The organism is Ensifer sp., assembly GCF_031989085.1.
Lineage (GTDB): Bacteria > Pseudomonadota > Alphaproteobacteria > Rhizobiales > Rhizobiaceae > Ensifer.
Genome location: NZ_DALZXU010000002.1, coordinates 386,569 through 404,808 on the forward strand (window position 1 = coordinate 386,569; position 18,240 = coordinate 404,808).

General features: G+C 61.6%; 16 protein-coding genes. 9 read left to right on the forward strand and 7 right to left on the reverse strand.

The window, feature by feature from the left end; genetic code table 11:
* Positions 1–614: 614 nt before the first annotated feature.
* The 3 genes from RTP54_RS14655 (at position 615) to RTP54_RS14665 (ending at position 3,570) form a co-directional block, all read left to right on the forward strand.
* Positions 615–1,061, forward strand: a complete 447-nt coding sequence (locus tag RTP54_RS14655) for a PRC-barrel domain-containing protein (protein ID WP_112817241.1) — start codon at positions 615–617, stop codon at positions 1,059–1,061.
* A gap of 775 nt (positions 1,062–1,836) precedes the next feature.
* The gene (locus tag RTP54_RS14660; RefSeq protein ID WP_312363722.1) at positions 1,837–2,865 is read left to right on the forward strand and encodes a four-carbon acid sugar kinase family protein; all 1,029 of its coding nucleotides are present in this window, start codon (positions 1,837–1,839) and stop codon (positions 2,863–2,865) included.
* A 3-nt stretch (positions 2,866–2,868) separates the two neighbouring features.
* Complete coding sequence (locus RTP54_RS14665; RefSeq protein ID WP_112806958.1) at positions 2,869–3,570, forward strand: FadR/GntR family transcriptional regulator; 702 nt, start codon at positions 2,869–2,871, stop codon at positions 3,568–3,570.
* Between the two features lie 120 nt (positions 3,571–3,690).
* On the opposite strand, the gene RTP54_RS14670 is transcribed toward RTP54_RS14665, so the two are convergent.
* The 3 genes from RTP54_RS14670 to RTP54_RS14680 are packed head-to-tail and all read right to left on the reverse strand — an operon-like array spanning position 3,691 to position 6,966.
* A complete protein-coding gene (locus RTP54_RS14670; RefSeq protein ID WP_312363724.1) occupies positions 3,691–4,809 on the reverse strand; it encodes an iron-containing alcohol dehydrogenase in 1,119 nt (372 codons plus the stop codon).
* Positions 4,810–4,816: 7 nt separating this feature from the next.
* Positions 4,817–5,773: a 4-hydroxythreonine-4-phosphate dehydrogenase PdxA gene (gene pdxA, locus RTP54_RS14675; protein ID WP_112817237.1), complete on the reverse strand. Its 957-nt coding sequence runs from the start codon at positions 5,771–5,773 to the stop codon at positions 4,817–4,819.
* Positions 5,770–6,966: a sialidase family protein gene (locus tag RTP54_RS14680; RefSeq protein ID WP_312363728.1), complete on the reverse strand. Its 1,197-nt coding sequence runs from the start codon at positions 6,964–6,966 to the stop codon at positions 5,770–5,772. The genes pdxA and RTP54_RS14680 overlap by 4 nt, the downstream gene beginning before the upstream one ends.
* Before the next feature lie 236 nt (positions 6,967–7,202).
* Between RTP54_RS14680 and RTP54_RS14685 the strand changes: the two genes are divergently transcribed.
* The 6 genes from RTP54_RS14685 (at position 7,203) to RTP54_RS14710 (ending at position 14,072) form a co-directional block, all read left to right on the forward strand.
* The gene (locus RTP54_RS14685; RefSeq protein ID WP_312363729.1) at positions 7,203–8,087 is read left to right on the forward strand and encodes a DMT family transporter; all 885 of its coding nucleotides are present in this window, start codon (positions 7,203–7,205) and stop codon (positions 8,085–8,087) included.
* Positions 8,088–8,114: 27 nt separating this feature from the next.
* A complete protein-coding gene (locus RTP54_RS14690) occupies positions 8,115–9,614 on the forward strand; it encodes an ABC transporter substrate-binding protein (protein ID WP_112817235.1) in 1,500 nt (499 codons plus the stop codon).
* An 87-nt stretch (positions 9,615–9,701) separates the two neighbouring features.
* Positions 9,702–10,616, forward strand: coding sequence for an ABC transporter permease (locus RTP54_RS14695; protein WP_312363732.1), 915 nt, complete (start codon positions 9,702–9,704; stop codon positions 10,614–10,616).
* 11 nt (positions 10,617–10,627) lie between these two features.
* Complete coding sequence (locus RTP54_RS14700; RefSeq protein ID WP_312363734.1) at positions 10,628–11,551, forward strand: ABC transporter permease; 924 nt, start codon at positions 10,628–10,630, stop codon at positions 11,549–11,551.
* Positions 11,544–13,163, forward strand: coding sequence for an ABC transporter ATP-binding protein (locus tag RTP54_RS14705; protein ID WP_312363736.1), 1,620 nt, complete (start codon positions 11,544–11,546; stop codon positions 13,161–13,163). The genes RTP54_RS14700 and RTP54_RS14705 overlap by 8 nt, the downstream gene beginning before the upstream one ends.
* A 27-nt stretch (positions 13,164–13,190) precedes the next feature.
* Positions 13,191–14,072, forward strand: a complete 882-nt coding sequence (locus tag RTP54_RS14710) for a dihydrodipicolinate synthase family protein (RefSeq protein ID WP_312363738.1) — start codon at positions 13,191–13,193, stop codon at positions 14,070–14,072.
* Positions 14,073–14,167: 95 nt separating this feature from the next.
* On the opposite strand, the gene RTP54_RS14715 is transcribed toward RTP54_RS14710, so the two are convergent.
* The 4 genes from RTP54_RS14715 to RTP54_RS14730 form a co-directional block, all read right to left on the reverse strand.
* Positions 14,168–15,736 (reverse strand): TerC family protein, encoded by a 1,569-nt coding sequence (locus tag RTP54_RS14715; RefSeq protein WP_112806937.1) that lies wholly within the window; start codon positions 15,734–15,736, stop codon positions 14,168–14,170.
* Between the two features lie 391 nt (positions 15,737–16,127).
* Complete coding sequence (locus RTP54_RS14720) at positions 16,128–16,841, reverse strand: Bax inhibitor-1/YccA family protein (RefSeq protein ID WP_112806935.1); 714 nt, start codon at positions 16,839–16,841, stop codon at positions 16,128–16,130.
* A 27-nt stretch (positions 16,842–16,868) separates the two neighbouring features.
* A complete protein-coding gene (locus RTP54_RS14725) occupies positions 16,869–17,642 on the reverse strand; it encodes an anti-sigma factor family protein (protein WP_112806933.1) in 774 nt (257 codons plus the stop codon).
* Positions 17,629–18,174 (reverse strand): sigma-70 family RNA polymerase sigma factor, encoded by a 546-nt coding sequence (locus RTP54_RS14730; RefSeq protein ID WP_312363742.1) that lies wholly within the window; start codon positions 18,172–18,174, stop codon positions 17,629–17,631. The genes RTP54_RS14725 and RTP54_RS14730 overlap by 14 nt, the downstream gene beginning before the upstream one ends.
* Positions 18,175–18,240 lie beyond the last annotated feature (66 nt).

An 18,240-nucleotide genomic window follows, 5' to 3' on the forward strand; every position in this document is an offset into this window, starting at 1 on the left:
GAGGCAGTTGGAAGGCGTCACTCCGGGGCCCCACGACATGAGCAATCGTCACCTTCCACGCCTCCTTTGAGGCAGGGCGCCGGTTTGGGCCGATTGACGGAGTGTCGGATTTTGAGGGGATCGCATCGCCTATAACCGTGCATGGCGCTCACTCTGAGCCGCCCATCACCTAACACGAGAGACCATTTCAAGGCGCCTTAGGCTCATTGCTCGGCGTCATGATGGTCTCGGATAAATCTTCCGGGCCAAGCCAGCAACCGGCCGCGCTTACCGCACGTGCGCGGCGCGTTGGCATATGAGTTGGCTGCGCAATTCGGTCCTCGCATGATCCTGCAGGCGAGCAGCGTAGTTGGTCTGCCATACCCCTCCGTGTCCCTGGCGGCGCGCTGAGAGCGGAGCGCGAAATGCCCACCAACCCGTTACACCCGTTGGCTGCCGCCTGTCCTACCCTTGATCGTGCCGGAAGCACTTTGAATGACGTGCCGCCGGGAACGCCGCAAAAACCATCGCAGCAGCTCTCGTGAAGCAAAGCACCGAAACGACCGGAACTTTGGGCGAAATGGTTCGTTTAGTGACGCCGAAGCTTTCGTTTCGGATCACATCAGGAGCATTTCATGAAATCCATTCTTCTTGCCACTGCGATCACCCTGACGATGGTAGGCGCGTCCCACGCCCAGCAGCAAACCGCGGCGACCGGGGCAGACGCAGTTTTGGCGGGCCCCGGCATCACCATGGGCACCGCCGCGACGATGCCGTTGAAATATGTCGAGATCAAAGGCACAGATTTGGTGACCTCGAAACTTGTCGGCGTCGACATCTACAACAAGCAGAATGAGGCGATCGGTGAGATCGCCGACGTCGTTATCGCGGACGGCAAGTCGGTGATCGGCGTGGTTGCAAGCGTCGGCGGCTTCCTCGGGGTTGGTGAAAGCTATGTTGTTATCGATCCAGCGTCTCTGGCGCTGGCCAACGATGGCGGCACCTGGAAGGCGTTCGTCGACACCAACAAGGACGACCTCTCCAAAGCTCCCAAGCTCGACTATTCCAAGCTGACGAAATAGCCACATCCACCAAAGCTGGCCGCCGGGCAGATGGTTGAATGTCCTTGCGATATCGCAAGTGTCCGGCGGCAGCACCTTTTTTTTCTTTCGATTGGCGGCACGAAACAGGCATCGGAGCGCAGGGTTCGCCGTGTTCAGCCATCCGGTGCAGCGCCTTTGAATGCGACGGCAGCCGATCAAAAGCCGGCACTCTGCACGACAGTCGAATTTCGTGCGGTGGGACGAGTTTACCGCCCTCGCCTCCCGGCCCCGCCGCAATCAGCCCGCTGCCATCCGAGTCTATCAGGATGAAATAGTCGCTAAAAGTCTGGGCCACCTTTGACCGTCACCAGACTGTTGCCCTCGATCGCTGAGATCAAGGATGGCCTCATCGGGGAAAGATCAATGCTTGGTCGCTTCACCTTCATCGCGCCGGCATCGACAGCCGCCCCCGGCGATGGAGATGGCTCGTGCCACCCCGAAGGCGGCGTACCCGCAAGAGACTCATCACCGATGGCATCGGCCTGACGCCACGATGATCGAAATGAATGGCCTATAGCGCGGGCACTGCGACGACGGCTGGGCCCTAAAGACCTCTCGGCATCATCCTATGCATCTCCGGCTCGTGCGACCGATCGTGGACGGAATCGACGGAGCCTCCGGGCCCACCTCAAAAATCGTCCCGCCGCGCGCATCCGGCAGCAGCAGATTTGTTATGTAGTGATGAAATTGTATTGACATTTCAATCAAAAACCTAAGATTTAAAGATAACAACAAATCTATCGGAGTTCGTCTCATGCTGGCCATTGTCGCCGATGACCTGACAGGCGCCCTGGATGCAGCCGCACCCTTTGCCAGCAGAGGCCTTCATACGGAGATCGCGCTCGCCATCGGGGCGATCCCCCAAGCCCTGAGCGAGCAGCCGCAGGTGATTTCCATCAACGTTGCGTCGCGGGAACGGGACGTCGCCGGTGCGAGGATGGCGACCGCAGCGGCACTTGCCGCGTTGCCGGCTGGCACACGTCTGTTCAAGAAGGTCGACTCCCGCCTCAAGGGCCACATCGCGGCTGAACTCGATGTCACGCCCTTTCGTTTAGCGCTGATGGCGCCGGCCATTCCGGATTTCGGGCGCATCGTGAGGAACGGCCACGTTGAAGGTTTCGGCATCGATACACCGATATCGGTTGCCGAGACGCTCGGCAGGCATGCGGAACAATCCATCGTCCCCGACGTCGCAACGTTCGAAGACATGAGCCGTTGGCTACACGCCGCGCAGGAACGGGGGATAGACGTGCTGGTGGGCGCGCGCGGGCTTGCGGAAGCCCTCGCGCACCAGATGACCGCCGGCGCCAAGCCGCTTGCAGCTGAGATCCCCCACGGACCGGGCCTTTTCGTGATCGGTTCGCGCGATCCGATCACACTCACCCAGGTCGACGAACTGCTTGCGTCGCACCGGCCGCGGTTCCTGCCGGCACAAAACGGGCGACTGACTGGCGCCGCCGCCGCCGAAAGCCCGATAACTCTGGTTCAGACCGTTCCTGGGCCTACACCGACCGACCCGCAGGAGGTATCCCGGCTCTTGGCGGAAAGCATATGCCCGGCGCTGACCGACGTTGCCTCCACCTTGCTGCTTTCCGGCGGTGCGACTGCCGAAGCCGTGTTAGAAAAGATGGGGATCACCCGCTTCAGACTCGTTGGCGAGTGCCTGCCCGGCTTGGGCTTGGCCCACGCGGACGGCCGTTGCATCATTGCCAAGTCCGGGGGATTCGGCCAACCGGGAACTTTGAGGGAGATTGCCGACAGGATTCTCCGCAATATGGGATGACAGATGGGACTGGAGAACGGAACGACACGCAAGAGCCTCGCCGACTTTGCCTTCGAGCGGATGCACCGCGCGATCAAGTCCGGCGCATACCAGCCTGATGAGCGGTTGCCGACAGAGCACGAACTATCGGCGGAATTCGAAGTTTCACGTCCGGTCATCCGAGAGGCGCTCCAACGCCTTCGTGACCAGGGATTGATCTATTCGCGCCGGGGCGCTGGCAGCTTCGTTCGCGCCCTCGGCATGAAGGAGCCGCTCGGCTTCGGGCAGTTGGAGAATGTTGCGGATCTCCTGAATTGCTACGAGTTCCGCCTGACCGTCGAGCCGGCGGCCGCTGCAGCCGCCGCCGCCCGCCACGATACCGCAAGCCTCGGCGCCATTCGTCAGGCGCTCGAGCTGATGCGGGATGCCACCAATCGCCAGTCGCACCGGGAGGATGCCGACTTCCAGTTTCATCTCGCGATCGCGCGTGCCGCCAGAAACAGCTATTTCTCGACCGCGATGGAAGCGCTCAAGGACCATATTGCCGTCGGCATGAAATTTCATGGCGCATCGGTCAAGCGCGAGGCCGCCGGCCTCACCCGTGTCTTTGCCGAACATGAGGCGATCGCAGAAGCGATCGCCATCGGCGACGGCACGAGAGCAAAGCAACTGATGCACGATCACCTGACCGGCTCGCGCGAGCGCCTTTTCCAGGCGACCAGGTAAACCGACCCGCCTGGACATCGTGATTTCCGCCAGAGGCGGCGGTTTACAGTGCATACGAAGAAAAATGCCTCGACACATGGCCGAGGCATTTTTGCCGGCAAGAGCGAGCGCCGGACCAGCCTAAAAGGCTGCCTTATAGACCGACAGGACATCCTCGACGGTCATATCCGCCGGATTGTTGTCCATCAGGCGGCGGTTTGCATGCGCCTCACTTGCGTAACGGGGCAGGTCATCCGCAACCGCACCATGAGCGGCAAGCGACATCTCGATGCCCAGGCTCCTGCAGAACCCCTGCGCGGCGCTCAAAAGCTGGGCATCGGACAGCGCACCGCCGAAGCCGAGCGCAAGCGCGACTTCGTCGGTCTTCTTGGCCGCGACCGGCTGGTTGAAGGCGAGCACGTGCGGAAAGATGATGGCGTTGGCGAGCCCATGCGGCAAGCCGAGCCGGGTGCCGAGCGGGTAGGCAATGGCGTGCCCGGCTGCCGTGTTGACGGGACCAAGGCAGATACCGCCATAGTAGGATGCGAGCATCAGCCCTTCCCGCGCCTCGGTATCGGAGCCGTCCCTGACTGCCCGCGACAGATACTTGCCGACGAGACGAAAGCCCATGCGCGCGAAACCGTCGATCATCGGATGCGCCCGCCTGTTGGTGAAGGCCTCGACGCAATGCGCCATCGCGTCGACACCGGTCGCCGCCGTGACCGCCGGCGGCACAGAATAGGTCAACTCGGGATCGAGAACGGCAAAATCCGCGATCATGTGCGGGCTTTCCACTGCGACCTTGTTGCCTTTTTCCGGGTCGGTGATCAATGAACGAATACCGGCCTCGGACCCCGTCCCGGCCGTTGTCGCGACCTGAACCAGCCGCGTGCGGCGACCCGCAACGCGGTTTGGCCCCGCGACATCGCCGAGCGTCTGGTCAGAATCCCAAAGCACGGCAACGAGCTTTGCCACGTCGAGTACCGAACCGCCGCCGAGCCCGACAATCAGGTCCGGCTTGCACTGCCGCGCCGCCACGAGTGCTGCCTCAAGCGTCGCGATATCCGGTTCGCCCGGAATTGCGTCGAAGACGGTTACGCGACCCGAGAGCTTCAGCCGATCGGCAAATCCTGCGGTGATCGGCGTCGCAATCACGAGCGTGGACTGCAGATCTGCCGCCCATGCGCCGACCTCGCCGATGAGGCCGGCTCCGACCGCAAGGCGGCGGGGCTGGTGAAGGGTGATTTGAGCAATGGTCATGGCCGGGTCATCCTTGCTTGTCGCGGCCGCTCACGAGCTTGCGCGCGTAGGCGATGGCGGAATTCATGTTGCCGTGGTTGGCAATCCCCTTCCCGGCGATGTCGAAAGCCGTACCGTGGTCGACGGACGTGCGATCGATCGGCAGATCCACCGAGACGTTCACCGCCGTGTCGAAGGCGACGAGCTTGATGGGGATGTGTCCCTGATCGTGATACTGGGCGACGATCAGATCGAATGCGCCGGAATAGGCGCGGTAAAACACCGTGTCTGCCGAGATTGGCCCTTGGACGTCGATGCCTTCCGCACGTGCGGCTGCCACTGCTGGCGCGATCTGATCGTCATCTTCGGTGCCAAACAGGCCGTTCTCGCCGCAGTGCGGGTTGATCCCGGCAACCGCGATCTTCGGTGCGGCATAACCGATGCGCTTCAGATGGGCGTCGCCGGCCCTGATCGTCGCCAGCACCCGTTCGGTCGTCGCCCGCCTGATCGCCTCCTGCAGCGAGACATGTGTCGAGACATGGATGACTTTCAGACGCTCGGAGGCGAGCAGCATATAGGCCGCCTTCGAACCGGTCAGGCTGCGCAGCATGCCGGTATGCCCGTCATAGTGATGGCCGGCGAGGTTCAGCGCTTCCTTGTTGATCGGGGCGGTGACGATGCAGCCGATCGCACCAGCCTCGGCATCCCGCACCGCCTTCTCGATGAAGCGAAAGGCCGCGTCGCCCGCGACTGCACTCAACTGACCCCAGGCAAGCGGCGCGCCCTCGATCGGCAGGTCGACCACGAACGGCGCCAGATCGACATCGATATCCAGTGCGGAACGCGCCTTCTCGAGCGTGACCAGATTGCCGTAGATCCGGGTCCGGTCCCGCTCTTCGACCGACATTTCTGCCAGGGCGCGGACAGCGATCTCCGGGCCGACCCCGCATGGGTCGCCCATGGTTATTCCGATGATATTGCTCATGAAACACTCCGTCGAGCCGCACTGTCCCAGCCAGGAGCCAGGCGGACATATTTGATCGCACGCCGATGATAGGTGTAGGCGAGATGCATCGCGCCGTCGGGACCTTCAAGCAGCCACGGGTAGGACATCTCCTGGTTGCGGCCGTCGGTCGAATCGTTGGACAGGCAGGTGCCCGGGCCATCTTCGATCCGTTGACGGGTTGCAAAGCTGCGCCCTTCGTCATCGGAGACGCAGAGCGCCACAGGCGCGCGCGGCACACCCCAGATCGGAACGCATCCTCCGCTCGGATCGGCGTCCGGCCGGCTGTCATCCTCGCCCAGTTCGTCGTAGAGCGAGGCGCGCCGGTCGGTCGACGACAACGCATTGACCGGATTGCAGATCATCGCGACCCGACCGTCGCGCAGACGGGTGGCGGCAATCGAGGAGTTGTTGTTCGGCACATCGGTTGCATGGGGTACGGACCAGGATCGCCCGCCGTCGCTGCTGTCGCTGCGGTAGACGAAATCGGCCTGCCGACGCCGGAAGAAGGCGGCCAGCCGATCCTGCCCGAGAGCGACGGGCGACATGTGCACGCAGCCGATGGACTGGTCGATGTCGTCGAGCCGCCAGGTCTCGCCACCATCGAGCGACACACCGACGGCTGCCGTATCGTGGCTGCCGTTCCATTTTTGGCCGGGGCGCTGCACGCACCGAAAAATTGGCAACAGCCATGCTCCGTCATCGCGAACGACGACGGGCGCGCGGACGAAACATCCACGTGGCAGATCGAGATACCGTTCTCTCGTGGTCGCGAGCCGGTTCGGATCGGCCGCGTCGCGCGCCACCTCGGCCATGCGAACACGGCATTCATCCTGGTTACCGGACGGTTGCGAGGTATGAAACAGCCGGAGCGTCCCGTCAGGCGCGGAAAACAGCACCGGGTTCTGCTCCGAATGCGAGGGATCTTCGCTCAGGCGCTGGGGCGCGCCCCATGTCGTCGAGCCTTTCTCCAGCACCGACGCGAAAATGGAAATGTCCGACTTTCCCTCAAGCGTTCCGCCGAACCAGGAGCAAACCAGGGCGCCATCATCGAGCAAGTGCAGGAATGCCGCGTGATTCTGGATCATTGGTGAAGGCAGCAGGGCCTCAGCGCGCCCTTCGGACACGGATTGAAGCACGCCGGTCATGTTGCGAGCGATTTCATCGGGATGCATTGGGCCCTCCAGTCACGTCCGAAAATCGCTAATTTTTTCAAGTTGTCAAGTTTGAGAATGTTCATTTATCGAACGAAGCGCTTCAGCACAGATGCATATCATATTGATTTAATGTCATTGTTTTAATATCTATGTCGTCAGATAATTTTTACAGCATAAATTAATTTGACAAACTTTTTCAAAAGATGGATGTTCGAGCCAGCCTGGATCGAGGATGACAGGCCCGGAGGAGTTTCATGTCAAACGCCAGCAGTCGCCTTCAGGCTACGACGGCCGTCGCCTTTGCGGCAGGAGCGGCAACGCTCGCCGCAGCGGATGCCGTGATCGTGCGGGCGCTGAGCGGTGCGGTACATCCTTTCGTCATCGGATTTTTCCGGGCGTTTTTTGGCGCACTCATCCTTCTGCCCTGGATCGCCTGGCGCCCATCCGTTTTGCGCACGACACATCCGCTGCGCCAGCACGCATTGCGCGCCGCATTCAAGCTCCTGGCGATGATCGCGCTGTTTGCAGCCTTCAGCTGGGGGCCGCTTGCCGAGGTAACCGCCATCGCCTTCACCTCTCCGATCTTCGTGGTGCTCGGTGCGGCGCTGACATTGGGCGAGCGACCAGGCCCAGCGATGATCATTGCGGTCGCCCTCGGTTTCGCCGGCGCCATGCTGGTAATCGGCCCTTCGGCAACGGGCTTCACGCTGGCGATCTTGCTCGCCTTGACCGGTGCGTTGCTTCAATCGGCGATCCAGCTGATCCTGAAGTCCATGTCAAAAGGCGACGCCACGTCGACGCTTGTGGTCTGGAACCTTCTTCTGACCGTGCCGATCGCGCTGCTGTTCGCCCTGCCCTTCTTCACCATGCCGGGACCGAGGGAAATGGGGCTGCTGGCACTTCAGGGCGTTGTCGGTACCGCCTGCATGGCGCTGATGACGCATGCCTTCTCGCTGGCACCGGCAACCATCGTGGCGCCGGTGGATTTCCTGCGGCTGCCACTCGTTGCCTTTGGCGGTTTTGCCCTGTTCGGGGAAACCATCGCCCTGACCACCGTCGGCGGTGGGGCGCTCATCTGCTGTGCGGCGTTGATCGCCGCTCGTTCCGGCAAGATCGGATCTGACACCAAATCGAACTGAACCAGACTTTCTAGGGAGGAGAATGCAATGAAGAAAACGCTTATCCTGGGTGCGCTCCTGTTGGGCTCCACCATTTCGCCCGTCCTTGCCGCATCGGGGCCGATCAAGATCGTGCTTGCGGAAGAGGCCGATCTGCTTGAGCCCTGCATGGCGACCCGCTCCAACATCGGCCGCGTCATCATGCAGAACGTCAGCGAAACCCTGACCGAGCTCGACGTTCGCGGCGGCAAGGGCGTCATGCCCCGCCTGGCCGAGAAGTGGGAACAGAACGAAGACGGCAGCTGGCGTTTCCATCTTCGCCAGGGCGTGAAATTTTCGGACGGCACGACCTTCGACGCCAAGGACGTCAAGCATAGTTTTGACCGCATCATGAGCGACAAGAACGCCTGTGAGTCTCGCCGCTACTTTGGCGGAATGACTGTTACTGCGAATGTTGTCGACGATTTCACCATCGACTTCAGCGCCGACCCGGTCCAGCCGATCCTGCCCCTGTTGATGTCTCTGGTAACAATCGTTCCCGAGGAAACCCCGCTGGAGTTCATCCGCGAGCCGATCGGTACCGGCCCCTACAAGCTGACAAACTGGACGCCGGGCCAGCAGATCGTACTGACGGAACGCGACGACTACTGGGGCCAGAAGCCGCAGGTCACCGAAGCGACCTATCTGTTCCGCGCTGATCCGTCCGTTCGCGCCGCAATGGTTCAGGCCGGCGAGGCAGATCTCTCGCCTTCGATCTCGCAGCTCGACGCGACAAACCCGAAGACCGACTTCTCCTACCTCGACAGCGAGACCGTCTATCTGCGCATCGACCACAATATCGAGCCGCTGAACGACGTGCGCGTCCGCCGCGCCCTCAACCTGGCGATAGACCGGCAGGCCTTCCTCGGCACTCTGGTTCCCGACAGCGCTCTGCTTGCAACGGCCATCGTGCCACCGCCGACGCTCGGCTGGAATCCGGATGTCAAGGTTTTCCCGTTTGATCCGGAAGGCGCGAAAAAGCTCCTGGAGGAAGCCAAGGCAGCAGGCGTGAAGGTCGAGACACCGATCACCATCATCGCACGCTCGGCCAACTTCCCCAACGTGACCGAGATCATGGAAGCCATTCAGGCGCAATTGCAGGAAGTCGGCTTCAAGGTCGACCTGAAATTCGTCGAGGTCGCCGAGCATGAAGGCTACTATTCCAAGCCGTTCAAGGAAGGACGCGGTCCGCAGCTCGTCGCCGCCATGCACGACAACTCCAAGGGTGACCCTTCGTTCTCGATGTTCTTCAAATACGCAACCGAGGGCACACAGTCAGGCTTCTCCGACCCCAAGGTCGACGATCTGATCAAGCGAGCCTCGGCCGCGACCGGCGAGGAACGCGCCAAGCTGTGGTCAGAAACCATCGCTTATGTGCATGATGAGGTGGTGGCCGACGTGCTGCTCTTCCACATGGTCGGCTTCTCGCGCGTTTCCGAACGGCTGGACTTCAAGCCCACCATGGCCACCAATTCGATGCTCCAGCTGTCGGAAATCGGCATCAAGTGAACCGTTCTGGCGGTCACCAGATCCGCCAGGGACAGACGCAATCAAGGCGGCGGGACAGTCCCGCCGCCTCTGCAATCGAGGGGCACAATGATGAGCTTCATTCGTAAACGCGCCGTGGCCAGCCTGATTTCCCTGGTCGGCCTGATCGTGATGGTCTTTTTTCTGTCGCGTCTGACGGGCGATCCCGCAGCACTCTTCCTTCCCGTCGAAGCGTCGGCGGAGATGAAGCAGCAATTTCGCGAGATCCACGGCCTCAACGATCCGCTCCTGGTCCAGTTTGCCCGTTATGTCGGCGACGTCGTCACCGGCGATTTCGGAGAGTCGCTGCGCAAGGCGCGCCCGGCACTGGACGTGGTCCTCGAAGCTTTCCAATGGACGCTCTGGCTTGCAGTCATCACCATGTCGCTGGTGACGGGCGCTGCTATCGTTGTGGGGTCGCTGGCCGCCTTTCGCGCCGGTGGATTTTTCGACCGCCTCTCTTCGGTCATTTCGCTGATCGGCGCGGCCGTGCCGGACTTCTGGCTCGCGATCGTTGCGATCGTGGTGTTCTCGGTAAACCTTGCCTGGCTGCCCACGTCCGGTACGGGTTCGCTGCTGCACTGGATCCTGCCGATCTGCGTCCTCTTCGTTCGGCCCTTCGGCATCATCGTACAGGTGGTGCGCGGATCGATGATCAGCGCGCTATCGTCGGCCTATGTGAAGACGGCGCGCGCCAAGGGCGTGAAGTCAGGGCCGATCATCTTCCTCCACGCGCTGCGCAACGCCATGCTCCCGGTCATCACGGTGATCGGCGACCAGGCGGCGAGCCTTCTGAACGGCGCCGTCATCGTCGAAACCATTTTCGGTTTTCCCGGTGTCGGCAAGCTGATGATCGATTCCATCCTGCAGCGTGACTTCAATGTGGTGCTGGCCGCCATTCTCGTCACCGCGCTCGCGATCTTCGTCATGAATCTGCTGATCGACCTTGCCTATGCGCTGCTCGATCCGCGCATCCGTCATTGAAGAGTTCGGCCATGACCTTACAGACGACAGATACGACAATCACCGCGGAACCCGGGTTCCTCGCTCGCATGGCGCGCATGCTGTGGGCCGACAAGTTCGCCCTTTGCGCCGCCATCTTCCTGATCGTCATTCTCATCTTGGCGATCGTCGGGCCGAGCTGGCTCGGCGACCTTGCCACCAAGCAGAACCTGCGAGGCCGAAACGCCGCGCCGTTCGAGTGGGAACGCGGTTGGGTCTGGTGGATGGGCGCGGACGCGCTCGGGCGCCCGCTGCTTGCCCGCATCATCGTGGCAACGCAAAACACGCTCATGGTTGCTGCCGGCGCCGTTGCGATCTCCGCAATCGTCGGAACGACGCTCGGGCTCATCGCCGGCTTTTCCTCGCCACGCGTCAATCAGGTCATCATGCGGCTGGCCGACGTTATCATGTCGTTTCCATCGCTCCTGATCGCGGTGATCGTGCTTTACGTGCTCGGGTCCTCGATCCTCAATCTGATGCTGGTTCTGTCGATCACGCGCATCCCGGTCTATCTGCGCACCACCCGCGCCGAGGTGCTGGAGATCCGCGAGCGCATGTTCGTGCAGGCGGCTCGCGTCATGGGCGCATCGAACCGACGCATCCTGTTCCGGCACATCCTGCCGGTGGTTCTGCCGACCTTGACGACGCTCGCCACCCTCGATTTCGCCTATGTCATGCTGGCAGAAAGCGCACTCTCCTTCCTCGGCATCGGCATCCAGCCGCCCGAAATCACCTGGGGCCTGATGATTTCACAAGGCCGACAGTATCTGACCAATGCCTGGTGGCTGTCTTTCTGGCCGGGCCTTGCAATCATCCTGACCACGATGTCGCTGAACCTGCTGTCGAACTGGATGCGTATCGCGCTCGATCCCGTGCAGCGCTGGCGCCTGGAAATGAAAGGCCGCAAAAATGGCTGACCATCTGCTGGAAGTCCGCAACCTCTCGGTCGAATTTCACACCGCCATGGGCGTGGTCAAAGCCGTGCGCAACATCTCCTATCACCTCGATCGTGGCGAAACGCTCGCGATCCTGGGCGAGAGTGGGTCGGGAAAGTCGGTCTCCTCCTCGGCGATCATGAACCTGATCGACATGCCGCCAGGGCGCATCAGCTCAGGCGAGATCCTGCTCGACGGCGTCGACCTCCTGAAAATGCCGGCGCATAAGCGACGCGAGGTGAACGGCCGTCGCATCGCGATGATCTTCCAGGATCCGCTCAGCCACCTGAACCCGGTCTATACGGTCGGCTGGCAGATAAGAGAAGCGTTGACCACGCATGGTGCCGCGGCTGCTGCGGCACAATCGGAGGCGCTGCGCCTGTTGACGCGTGTCGGCATTCCCGACCCGGAAAAGTCGCTCGACAAATATCCGCACGAATTCTCCGGCGGCCAGCGCCAACGCGTCATGATTGCCATGGCGCTAGCACTTCGTCCCGATCTGCTCATTGCCGACGAGCCGACGACGGCACTCGACGTGACGGTGCAGGCGGAAGTGCTGGCACTGCTGGAGGAATTGCAGCAGGAAACCGGAATGGCCGTCCTGATCATCACGCACGATCTCGGCGTCGTTGCCGAGATCGCCGATCGCGTCGTGGTGATGGAAAAGGGCGAACTGGTCGAGGCAGGAACGGTTCGCGAGGTGTACAAGAACCCGCAGCACCCTTACACGCGCAAGCTGATCGCCGCCGCCCCCGGCAAAGGCAAGATGCATGCGCCAGGCGCACGCGGCGAGCCGGTCCTGTCGGTGCGCGAGGTGCGCAAGCACTATGGCAGTTTCGAAGCGTTGAAAGGCATCTCCTTCGATCTCATGCCCGGCGAAACCATGGCGGTCGTCGGCGAAAGCGGCTCCGGCAAATCCACCCTCGCCCGCATTCTCGTGCGACTGGACGAACCCGACAGCGGCAGCGCCCTGTGGAAGGGCCGCGACCTTTTCCAACTGTCGCCGGCGGAACTCTACAAACTCCGGCGCGACCTGCAGATGGTGTTCCAGGATCCGACACAGTCGCTCAATCCCCGCATGACCGTGTATCAGCTGATCTCGGAGGCCTGGGTGATCCATCCAGACATTTTGCCCAAGGCTAAATGGCGCGAACGGGTCGCCGAGCTGCTGGTGCAGGTGGGACTGGGCCCGGAACATATGGGGCGTTATCCGCACCAATTTTCCGGTGGCCAGCGCCAGCGCATCGCCATCGCCCGCGCGCTCGCGCTCGAACCGCAATTGATCATCTGCGACGAAGCGGTTTCAGCACTTGATGTGTCGGTCCAGGCCCAGGTCATCGCGCTCCTCGACAGACTGCGCAAGGACATGGGCATCGCCTTCATCTTCATCGCACATGACCTTCCCGTCGTTCGCGACTTCGCCGACCACGTCATGGTGATGCAGAAGGGTAATGTCGTGGAGCTCGGTACCGTGCAGGAGGTGTTCGAAACCCCGCGCGAGGACTACACCCGCGCGCTGCTCGCAGCCGGCCTCGATCCCGATCCCGACGTCCAGGCGGCCAATCGCGCCGCCCGGCTCGAATACGCCTCCTGAGGCGTCCCCCAATTACTGGAGACTGAAATGTCCAAGCAAGCCTTTGTCGCGCTCGTCACCTGCTTCAACGACGATGAGACCATCAACTATGAAGCGACACGCGCGCAGGTGCGTCGCCAGGTCGACGCCGGCAACAACATCATGTGCGCGGGTACCAACGGCGATTTCAGCGCCCTCACCTTCGAGGAGAAGGTGCGCCTCACGGAGGAAGTGGCCGACGAGGTCGCCGGTCGCGTCAAGGTCATCGTTAATGCCGGCATGCCCGCCACCTTCGAAACACTGAAGCTTGCGCGTGAATTCGACCGCATCGGCGTCGACGGGATCGCCGTTATCACGCCGTTTTTCATCGCCTGCACCCAGGACGGCCTGATCCGGCATTTCTCGACCATTGCCGATGCCGTCGAAACACCCGTTTATCTCTACGATATCCCCGCCCGCACCCAGAACCACATCGAGCCCGAAACCGCCCGCACCCTGTCTCGCCACGGCAACATTGCCGGCATCAAGGATTCCGGCGGCGCCAAGGAGACGCTGGAGGCCTATCTTGCCGTGGCTAAGGACGTGGATGGTTTCGATGTCTACTCCGGTCCCGACCACCTGGTGCTGTGGGCTCTGCAGAACGGCGCGGCCGGCTGCATTTCCGGCCTCGGCAATGCCATGCCGACCGTTCTGGCCGGCATCTTGAACGCCTTCAACGCCGGCGATATTGCCGAAGCCGAGCGTCAGCAGGCGATCTACTCGGCTTTCCGCACGGATCTCTATGCCCTTGGCTTTGCACCTGCCATGGTCAAGCGCTCGCTTTATCTTCAGGACGCTTCCGTCGGCGCAAGCCGCCAGCCGGCGCTTCTGCCCAACAGCGCCCAGGACGCCCAGATCGAGGACATCCTGCGCCGCTACGAGCTCATTTGACCGCCGATTGCTTCGGAAGCGATCGCGTTCCGGGAACGTCCTAAACACAGGCGTCGTCTGTGTTTAGGAGCCGTATTGGAGGCTGCTTGGCCCGATCAGGCCAGTGCAAGGGCGTCGTTGGCCGTCGAAATTCTCACCTTGTCGATATTGCGACCGCTCAGGGCAACGACTTCGAAGGAGAGGCTGCCATAGACGACGGTCTCGCCCGTGCTCGGAAGATGGCCGAGGCGCCAGAGAATGAGTCCGGCGAGCGTCGAATAGCGATCTGTCTCGTCGACAAGATCGACATCCAGCAGTTTCGATGCCTGGCGTATGTCGATCCATCCATCGACAAGCAGCGAGCCGTTCTCGCCCCTCTCGACAGTCAGCGCCTCGTCATTATCGTCCGCGAATTCCCCGGCAATCGCCTCGAGAATATCGGTCGGGGTCACCATTCCCTCGAGTGAGCCGAACTCGTCGAGAACCATCGCGACTTGCAATGGCGATTGACGAAGCTGTTCGAGCAGCCGCAGGGCGCTCGCACTTTCATGCACGACGAGCGGCTGGCGAAGCGAGCGTTGCAGGTTGATCCGGCCTTCCTCGAGCAAGTCGCGCAACAGGTCCTTCGCAAATGCGATGCCCAGGAACTGGTCGAGACTCCCCCGCGCCAGCGGAAAGCGGGAATGACCCATGTCGATGATCTTGCGCCGCAGCGTCTCGTCGTCATCCTCGATATCGAGCCAGTCGATGTCCATCCGCGGCGTCATGATCGATTTTGCCGGACGCTCGGCAAGCGTCAACACGCCTTCGATCATGCCTTTTTCCTCCTTTGAGAACAGGTCGGATTCCGCCGTCTGCTCGGCGATGAGGTCGGCAGTCTCGCCGAGCGCAATTTCGCCACGTTTGCCGCCAAGCAGGGAAAGCACCGCATCCGCGGTCTTGCTGCGCAAATCGCCCGCTGTCACGAAGCGTTCGCGGTTGCGACGGCCGATCTGGTTGAACATCTCGATCAGCACAGAGAAGCCGATCGCGGCATAGAGATAGCCCTTAGGGATGTGGAAGCCGAGACCTTCGACGATAAGGGAAAAGCCGATCATCATCAGGAAACCGAGGCACAGGATCACCACAGTCGGATGTTTCGACACGAAGGCCATCAGCGGCCTTGACGACACCATCATAACGCCGATGGCAACGACGACGGCGATCATCATGACGGAGAGATGCTCGACCATGCCAACGGCGGTGATGACGCTGTCGAGCGAAAAGACCGCATCGAGAACCACGATCTGGACGAGCACCTGCCAGAAGACCGCATGGGCGATCTTGCCTTCCTTCGGACCCGCATGCCCTTCCAGCCGCTCATGCAGCTCCATCGTTCCCTTGAACAACAGGAACAGGCCGCCGAAGAGCAGGATCAGGTCGCGACCGGAGATTTCGTTGCCAATGACCGTGAAGATCGGCGCTGTCAGCGTCACGATCCACGCAACGGATGCGAGCAGCACCATGCGCATGCCGAGCGCCAGCGAGAGGCCAATCAGCCTTGCCTTCTCACGCTGGTGCGGTGGCAACTTGTCGGCGAGAATGGCGATGAACACCAGATTATCGATGCCAAGCACGATCTCCAGCACGATCAGCGTCGCCAATCCCGCCCAGGCGGCCGGATCGGATATCCATTCAAAGTACATGGGGTGTTCTCATGCCGAACATCACAGATCGGCATTCCTTTTGATTGTCGTGATCGGGGAAACGGGAAAACGAAAGGGGCGTATTGTGAGCCGCTGACCCTGCAAGGCCAGGTCGCAGCCATTTGCCATGACGTGCGCACATGCACGGTAGTCGGAAACCTGCCGGCATGGCTGCGGATAGGGGCGATCGCCCCTCATCGTCCATAGAGTCGTCTTCGTCGGAAGGCATCAGTTGAAAATCCGCCGCGGTGGGCGCCGATGGTCGTGAAAGATCGGGAGGTGCCGTGTGCATCGGGAAGCAAGCCCCCGATGCACCAATTTGGCAGAGCGTACAGAAGTCGATGTCGCCGAACGCGTCATCGCCCCCGATCCCGCCTGCTCTTCTCTTCGATCAACCCTCGCGCTCGCCGGTAAAGTTGAGCAGGAGCTGGAAGATGTTGACGAAGTTGAGATAGAGCGACAGCGCCCCGAAGACGGCGAGCTTTTGCCGGGACTCCTGATCCGCGTTCTCGGAGAACTGCTCCTTGATGTTCTGCGTGTCCCAGGCGGTCAGTCCGACGAAGACGACGATGCCGATGACGGAAATCGCAAACTGCAGCGCGCTCGAGCCGAGGAAGATATTGACGATGGAGGCGATGATCACGCCAATCAGACCCATCATCAGGAACGATCCCATCCTCGACAGGTCCCGCTTGGTGACGTAGCCATAAAGACTTGTCGCACCGAACATGGTTGCCGCGATGAAGAACGTGCGTGCGATGCTCATGCCGGTGAAGACGAGGAAGACCGACGCCAGCGACAATCCCATGACGGCGCAGAAGGCCCAAAATGTCATCTGAGCGGTTGCAGCCGACATCGCATGGATGCGGAACGAGAAGAAGAACACGAACGCCAGTGGCGCCAGCATCACCACCCATTTCAGCGGGGTGGAGAAAATCGGCACGTAAAGCGCCGGCGTCGAGCCGACGATGAATGCGACGAGCCCCGTGAGCACCAGCCCGGCGCCCATGTAATTGTAGACGCGCAGCATGTGTTGGCGAAGGCTTTCGTCAAAGAGTGCGGCGGCCTGCGCGCCGTAACCGAACCTGTTTTGTGCGGGTTGCATGATGATGCTCCTCGGTATGTCGTTGGGTTAGTGGATTTCACGCGCCAGTTTGCGCGCGGTTGTTGTCAGTCGATCGAGCGGGACGCTGTTCGAAACGAGTGCGTAGGCCACCTCCCCGATCTGCCAGTAGGCTGCTCGCGTGCCGTCCTTTTCGGTGAACAGCATTTTTTGAACGGCAAAGGAGCCCGGACGGACGGCAAAGAGTGAAAGCCGCTGCCCGGCCTCTGGCTCGACGGCCAGTTCCACGCTCGGGCCGTAGGCCGAGGGGAAGATCTGAGCGTCGATAACCTTCCAGTCTTGCGGAAGCACCGGAAGAACGATCGCGGTCGCCGAGCGGATGTCGGCCCTGTCGTATTCGGTCACCTCTGGCTGCGACGGCATGCGCTCGCGCAGAAGCGTGGTTCGATGGGCGCGCAAGGCCTCTTCGACGAAAACCGGCGGCGGTACGGAGGCAACCACCTCCGTTGCCCCTAGCGGCCCCAGGTTGGCATGTCCTGCCCAGCCGATCCCGACAAATGCGAGCACGACCGCGGCGCGACGAAACACGTCGTAGACCTGGCGCCTGGCGAGAATGCTCTCCACGCGCCGCGCCGCCTCCCGCGTCTCCGGCCGCGGCCTAGGCTTCTGATCGGCAAGTGCCATGCGAAGCTCGTCGCGAACGCGCAGATCAGCCATGACTTGCGCCGCGGCGGCCGGACGCTCCGAGAGATAAGCCTCAACTTCGATGCGGCGAGCAACATCGAGCTCGTCATCGACATAGGCGTGCAGGTCGGATTCCAGAATCGGATCAACGCTCGTCATCGCGACTTCCTCCGACGACTTTCAGATGAGATGAGGCCGGGCTCCGCCGTCCGGCCTCGAATTCGCGCAGGCTGGCCCGTGCTCGCGAAATCCGCGACATCAGCGTTCCGACGGGAATGCCGAGTGCGTCTGCCGCTTCGCGATAGGAAAGCTCTTCGATCGCTACCAGATGAAGCGCGTCGCGCTGCTCGTCAGGAAGCTGGAAGAAGGCGGCCTTGATCTGCTTGAGACGCAGTGACTGGTCCTGAACGGCTGGCGTCGTGCTATCGGCAAGCTCCGCTGCGGCTTCGATCCGCCGCGCCTGCGATTTCTTCTGGCGCAGATGGTCGACGAAGCTGTTGTGCACCACCGAAAGCAGCCAGTTGCGAACGTTGCCGCCCCGCTTGAACGTCGACTGACGCTCGAAGGCATTCACCAGCGCATCATGGACGAGGTCTTCCGCCTCGTCGGAATCGCGCGTCAGCGAATAGGCATAGCGGCGAAGCGCTGCCAACTGGCCGACGACGTTGAAGCCCGGTATCTTGTTGTTCATGCCGCAGTATACGAAAGCGCGCGCAGACTTATTCCCCGGACCGTCGACTTTTTTTCACGCCCCATC

What these genes read in the sequence shown, in the direction of transcription:
- RTP54_RS14695 (WP_312363732.1), top strand. Translation starts at nt 9,702, where the DNA reads ATGATGAGCTTCATTCGTAAACGCGCCGTGGCCAGCCTGATTTCCCTG.
- RTP54_RS14730 (WP_312363742.1), bottom strand. Translation starts at nt 18,174, where the DNA reads ATGAACAACAAGATACCGGGCTTCAACGTCGTCGGCCAGTTGGCAGCG.
- RTP54_RS14670 (WP_312363724.1), bottom strand. Translation starts at nt 4,809, where the DNA reads ATGACCATTGCTCAAATCACCCTTCACCAGCCCCGCCGCCTTGCGGTC.
- RTP54_RS14705 (WP_312363736.1), top strand. Translation starts at nt 11,544, where the DNA reads ATGGCTGACCATCTGCTGGAAGTCCGCAACCTCTCGGTCGAATTTCAC.
- RTP54_RS14665 (WP_112806958.1), top strand. Translation starts at nt 2,869, where the DNA reads ATGGGACTGGAGAACGGAACGACACGCAAGAGCCTCGCCGACTTTGCC.
- RTP54_RS14680 (WP_312363728.1), bottom strand. Translation starts at nt 6,966, where the DNA reads ATGCATCCCGATGAAATCGCTCGCAACATGACCGGCGTGCTTCAATCC.
- RTP54_RS14660 (WP_312363722.1), top strand. Translation starts at nt 1,837, where the DNA reads ATGCTGGCCATTGTCGCCGATGACCTGACAGGCGCCCTGGATGCAGCC.
- RTP54_RS14720 (WP_112806935.1), bottom strand. Translation starts at nt 16,841, where the DNA reads ATGCAACCCGCACAAAACAGGTTCGGTTACGGCGCGCAGGCCGCCGCA.
- pdxA (WP_112817237.1), bottom strand. Translation starts at nt 5,773, where the DNA reads ATGAGCAATATCATCGGAATAACCATGGGCGACCCATGCGGGGTCGGC.
- RTP54_RS14690 (WP_112817235.1), top strand. Translation starts at nt 8,115, where the DNA reads ATGAAGAAAACGCTTATCCTGGGTGCGCTCCTGTTGGGCTCCACCATT.
- RTP54_RS14725 (WP_112806933.1), bottom strand. Translation starts at nt 17,642, where the DNA reads ATGACGAGCGTTGATCCGATTCTGGAATCCGACCTGCACGCCTATGTC.
- RTP54_RS14655 (WP_112817241.1), top strand. Translation starts at nt 615, where the DNA reads ATGAAATCCATTCTTCTTGCCACTGCGATCACCCTGACGATGGTAGGC.
- RTP54_RS14715 (WP_112806937.1), bottom strand. Translation starts at nt 15,736, where the DNA reads ATGTACTTTGAATGGATATCCGATCCGGCCGCCTGGGCGGGATTGGCG.
- RTP54_RS14685 (WP_312363729.1), top strand. Translation starts at nt 7,203, where the DNA reads ATGTCAAACGCCAGCAGTCGCCTTCAGGCTACGACGGCCGTCGCCTTT.
- RTP54_RS14700 (WP_312363734.1), top strand. Translation starts at nt 10,628, where the DNA reads ATGACCTTACAGACGACAGATACGACAATCACCGCGGAACCCGGGTTC.
- RTP54_RS14710 (WP_312363738.1), top strand. Translation starts at nt 13,191, where the DNA reads ATGTCCAAGCAAGCCTTTGTCGCGCTCGTCACCTGCTTCAACGACGAT.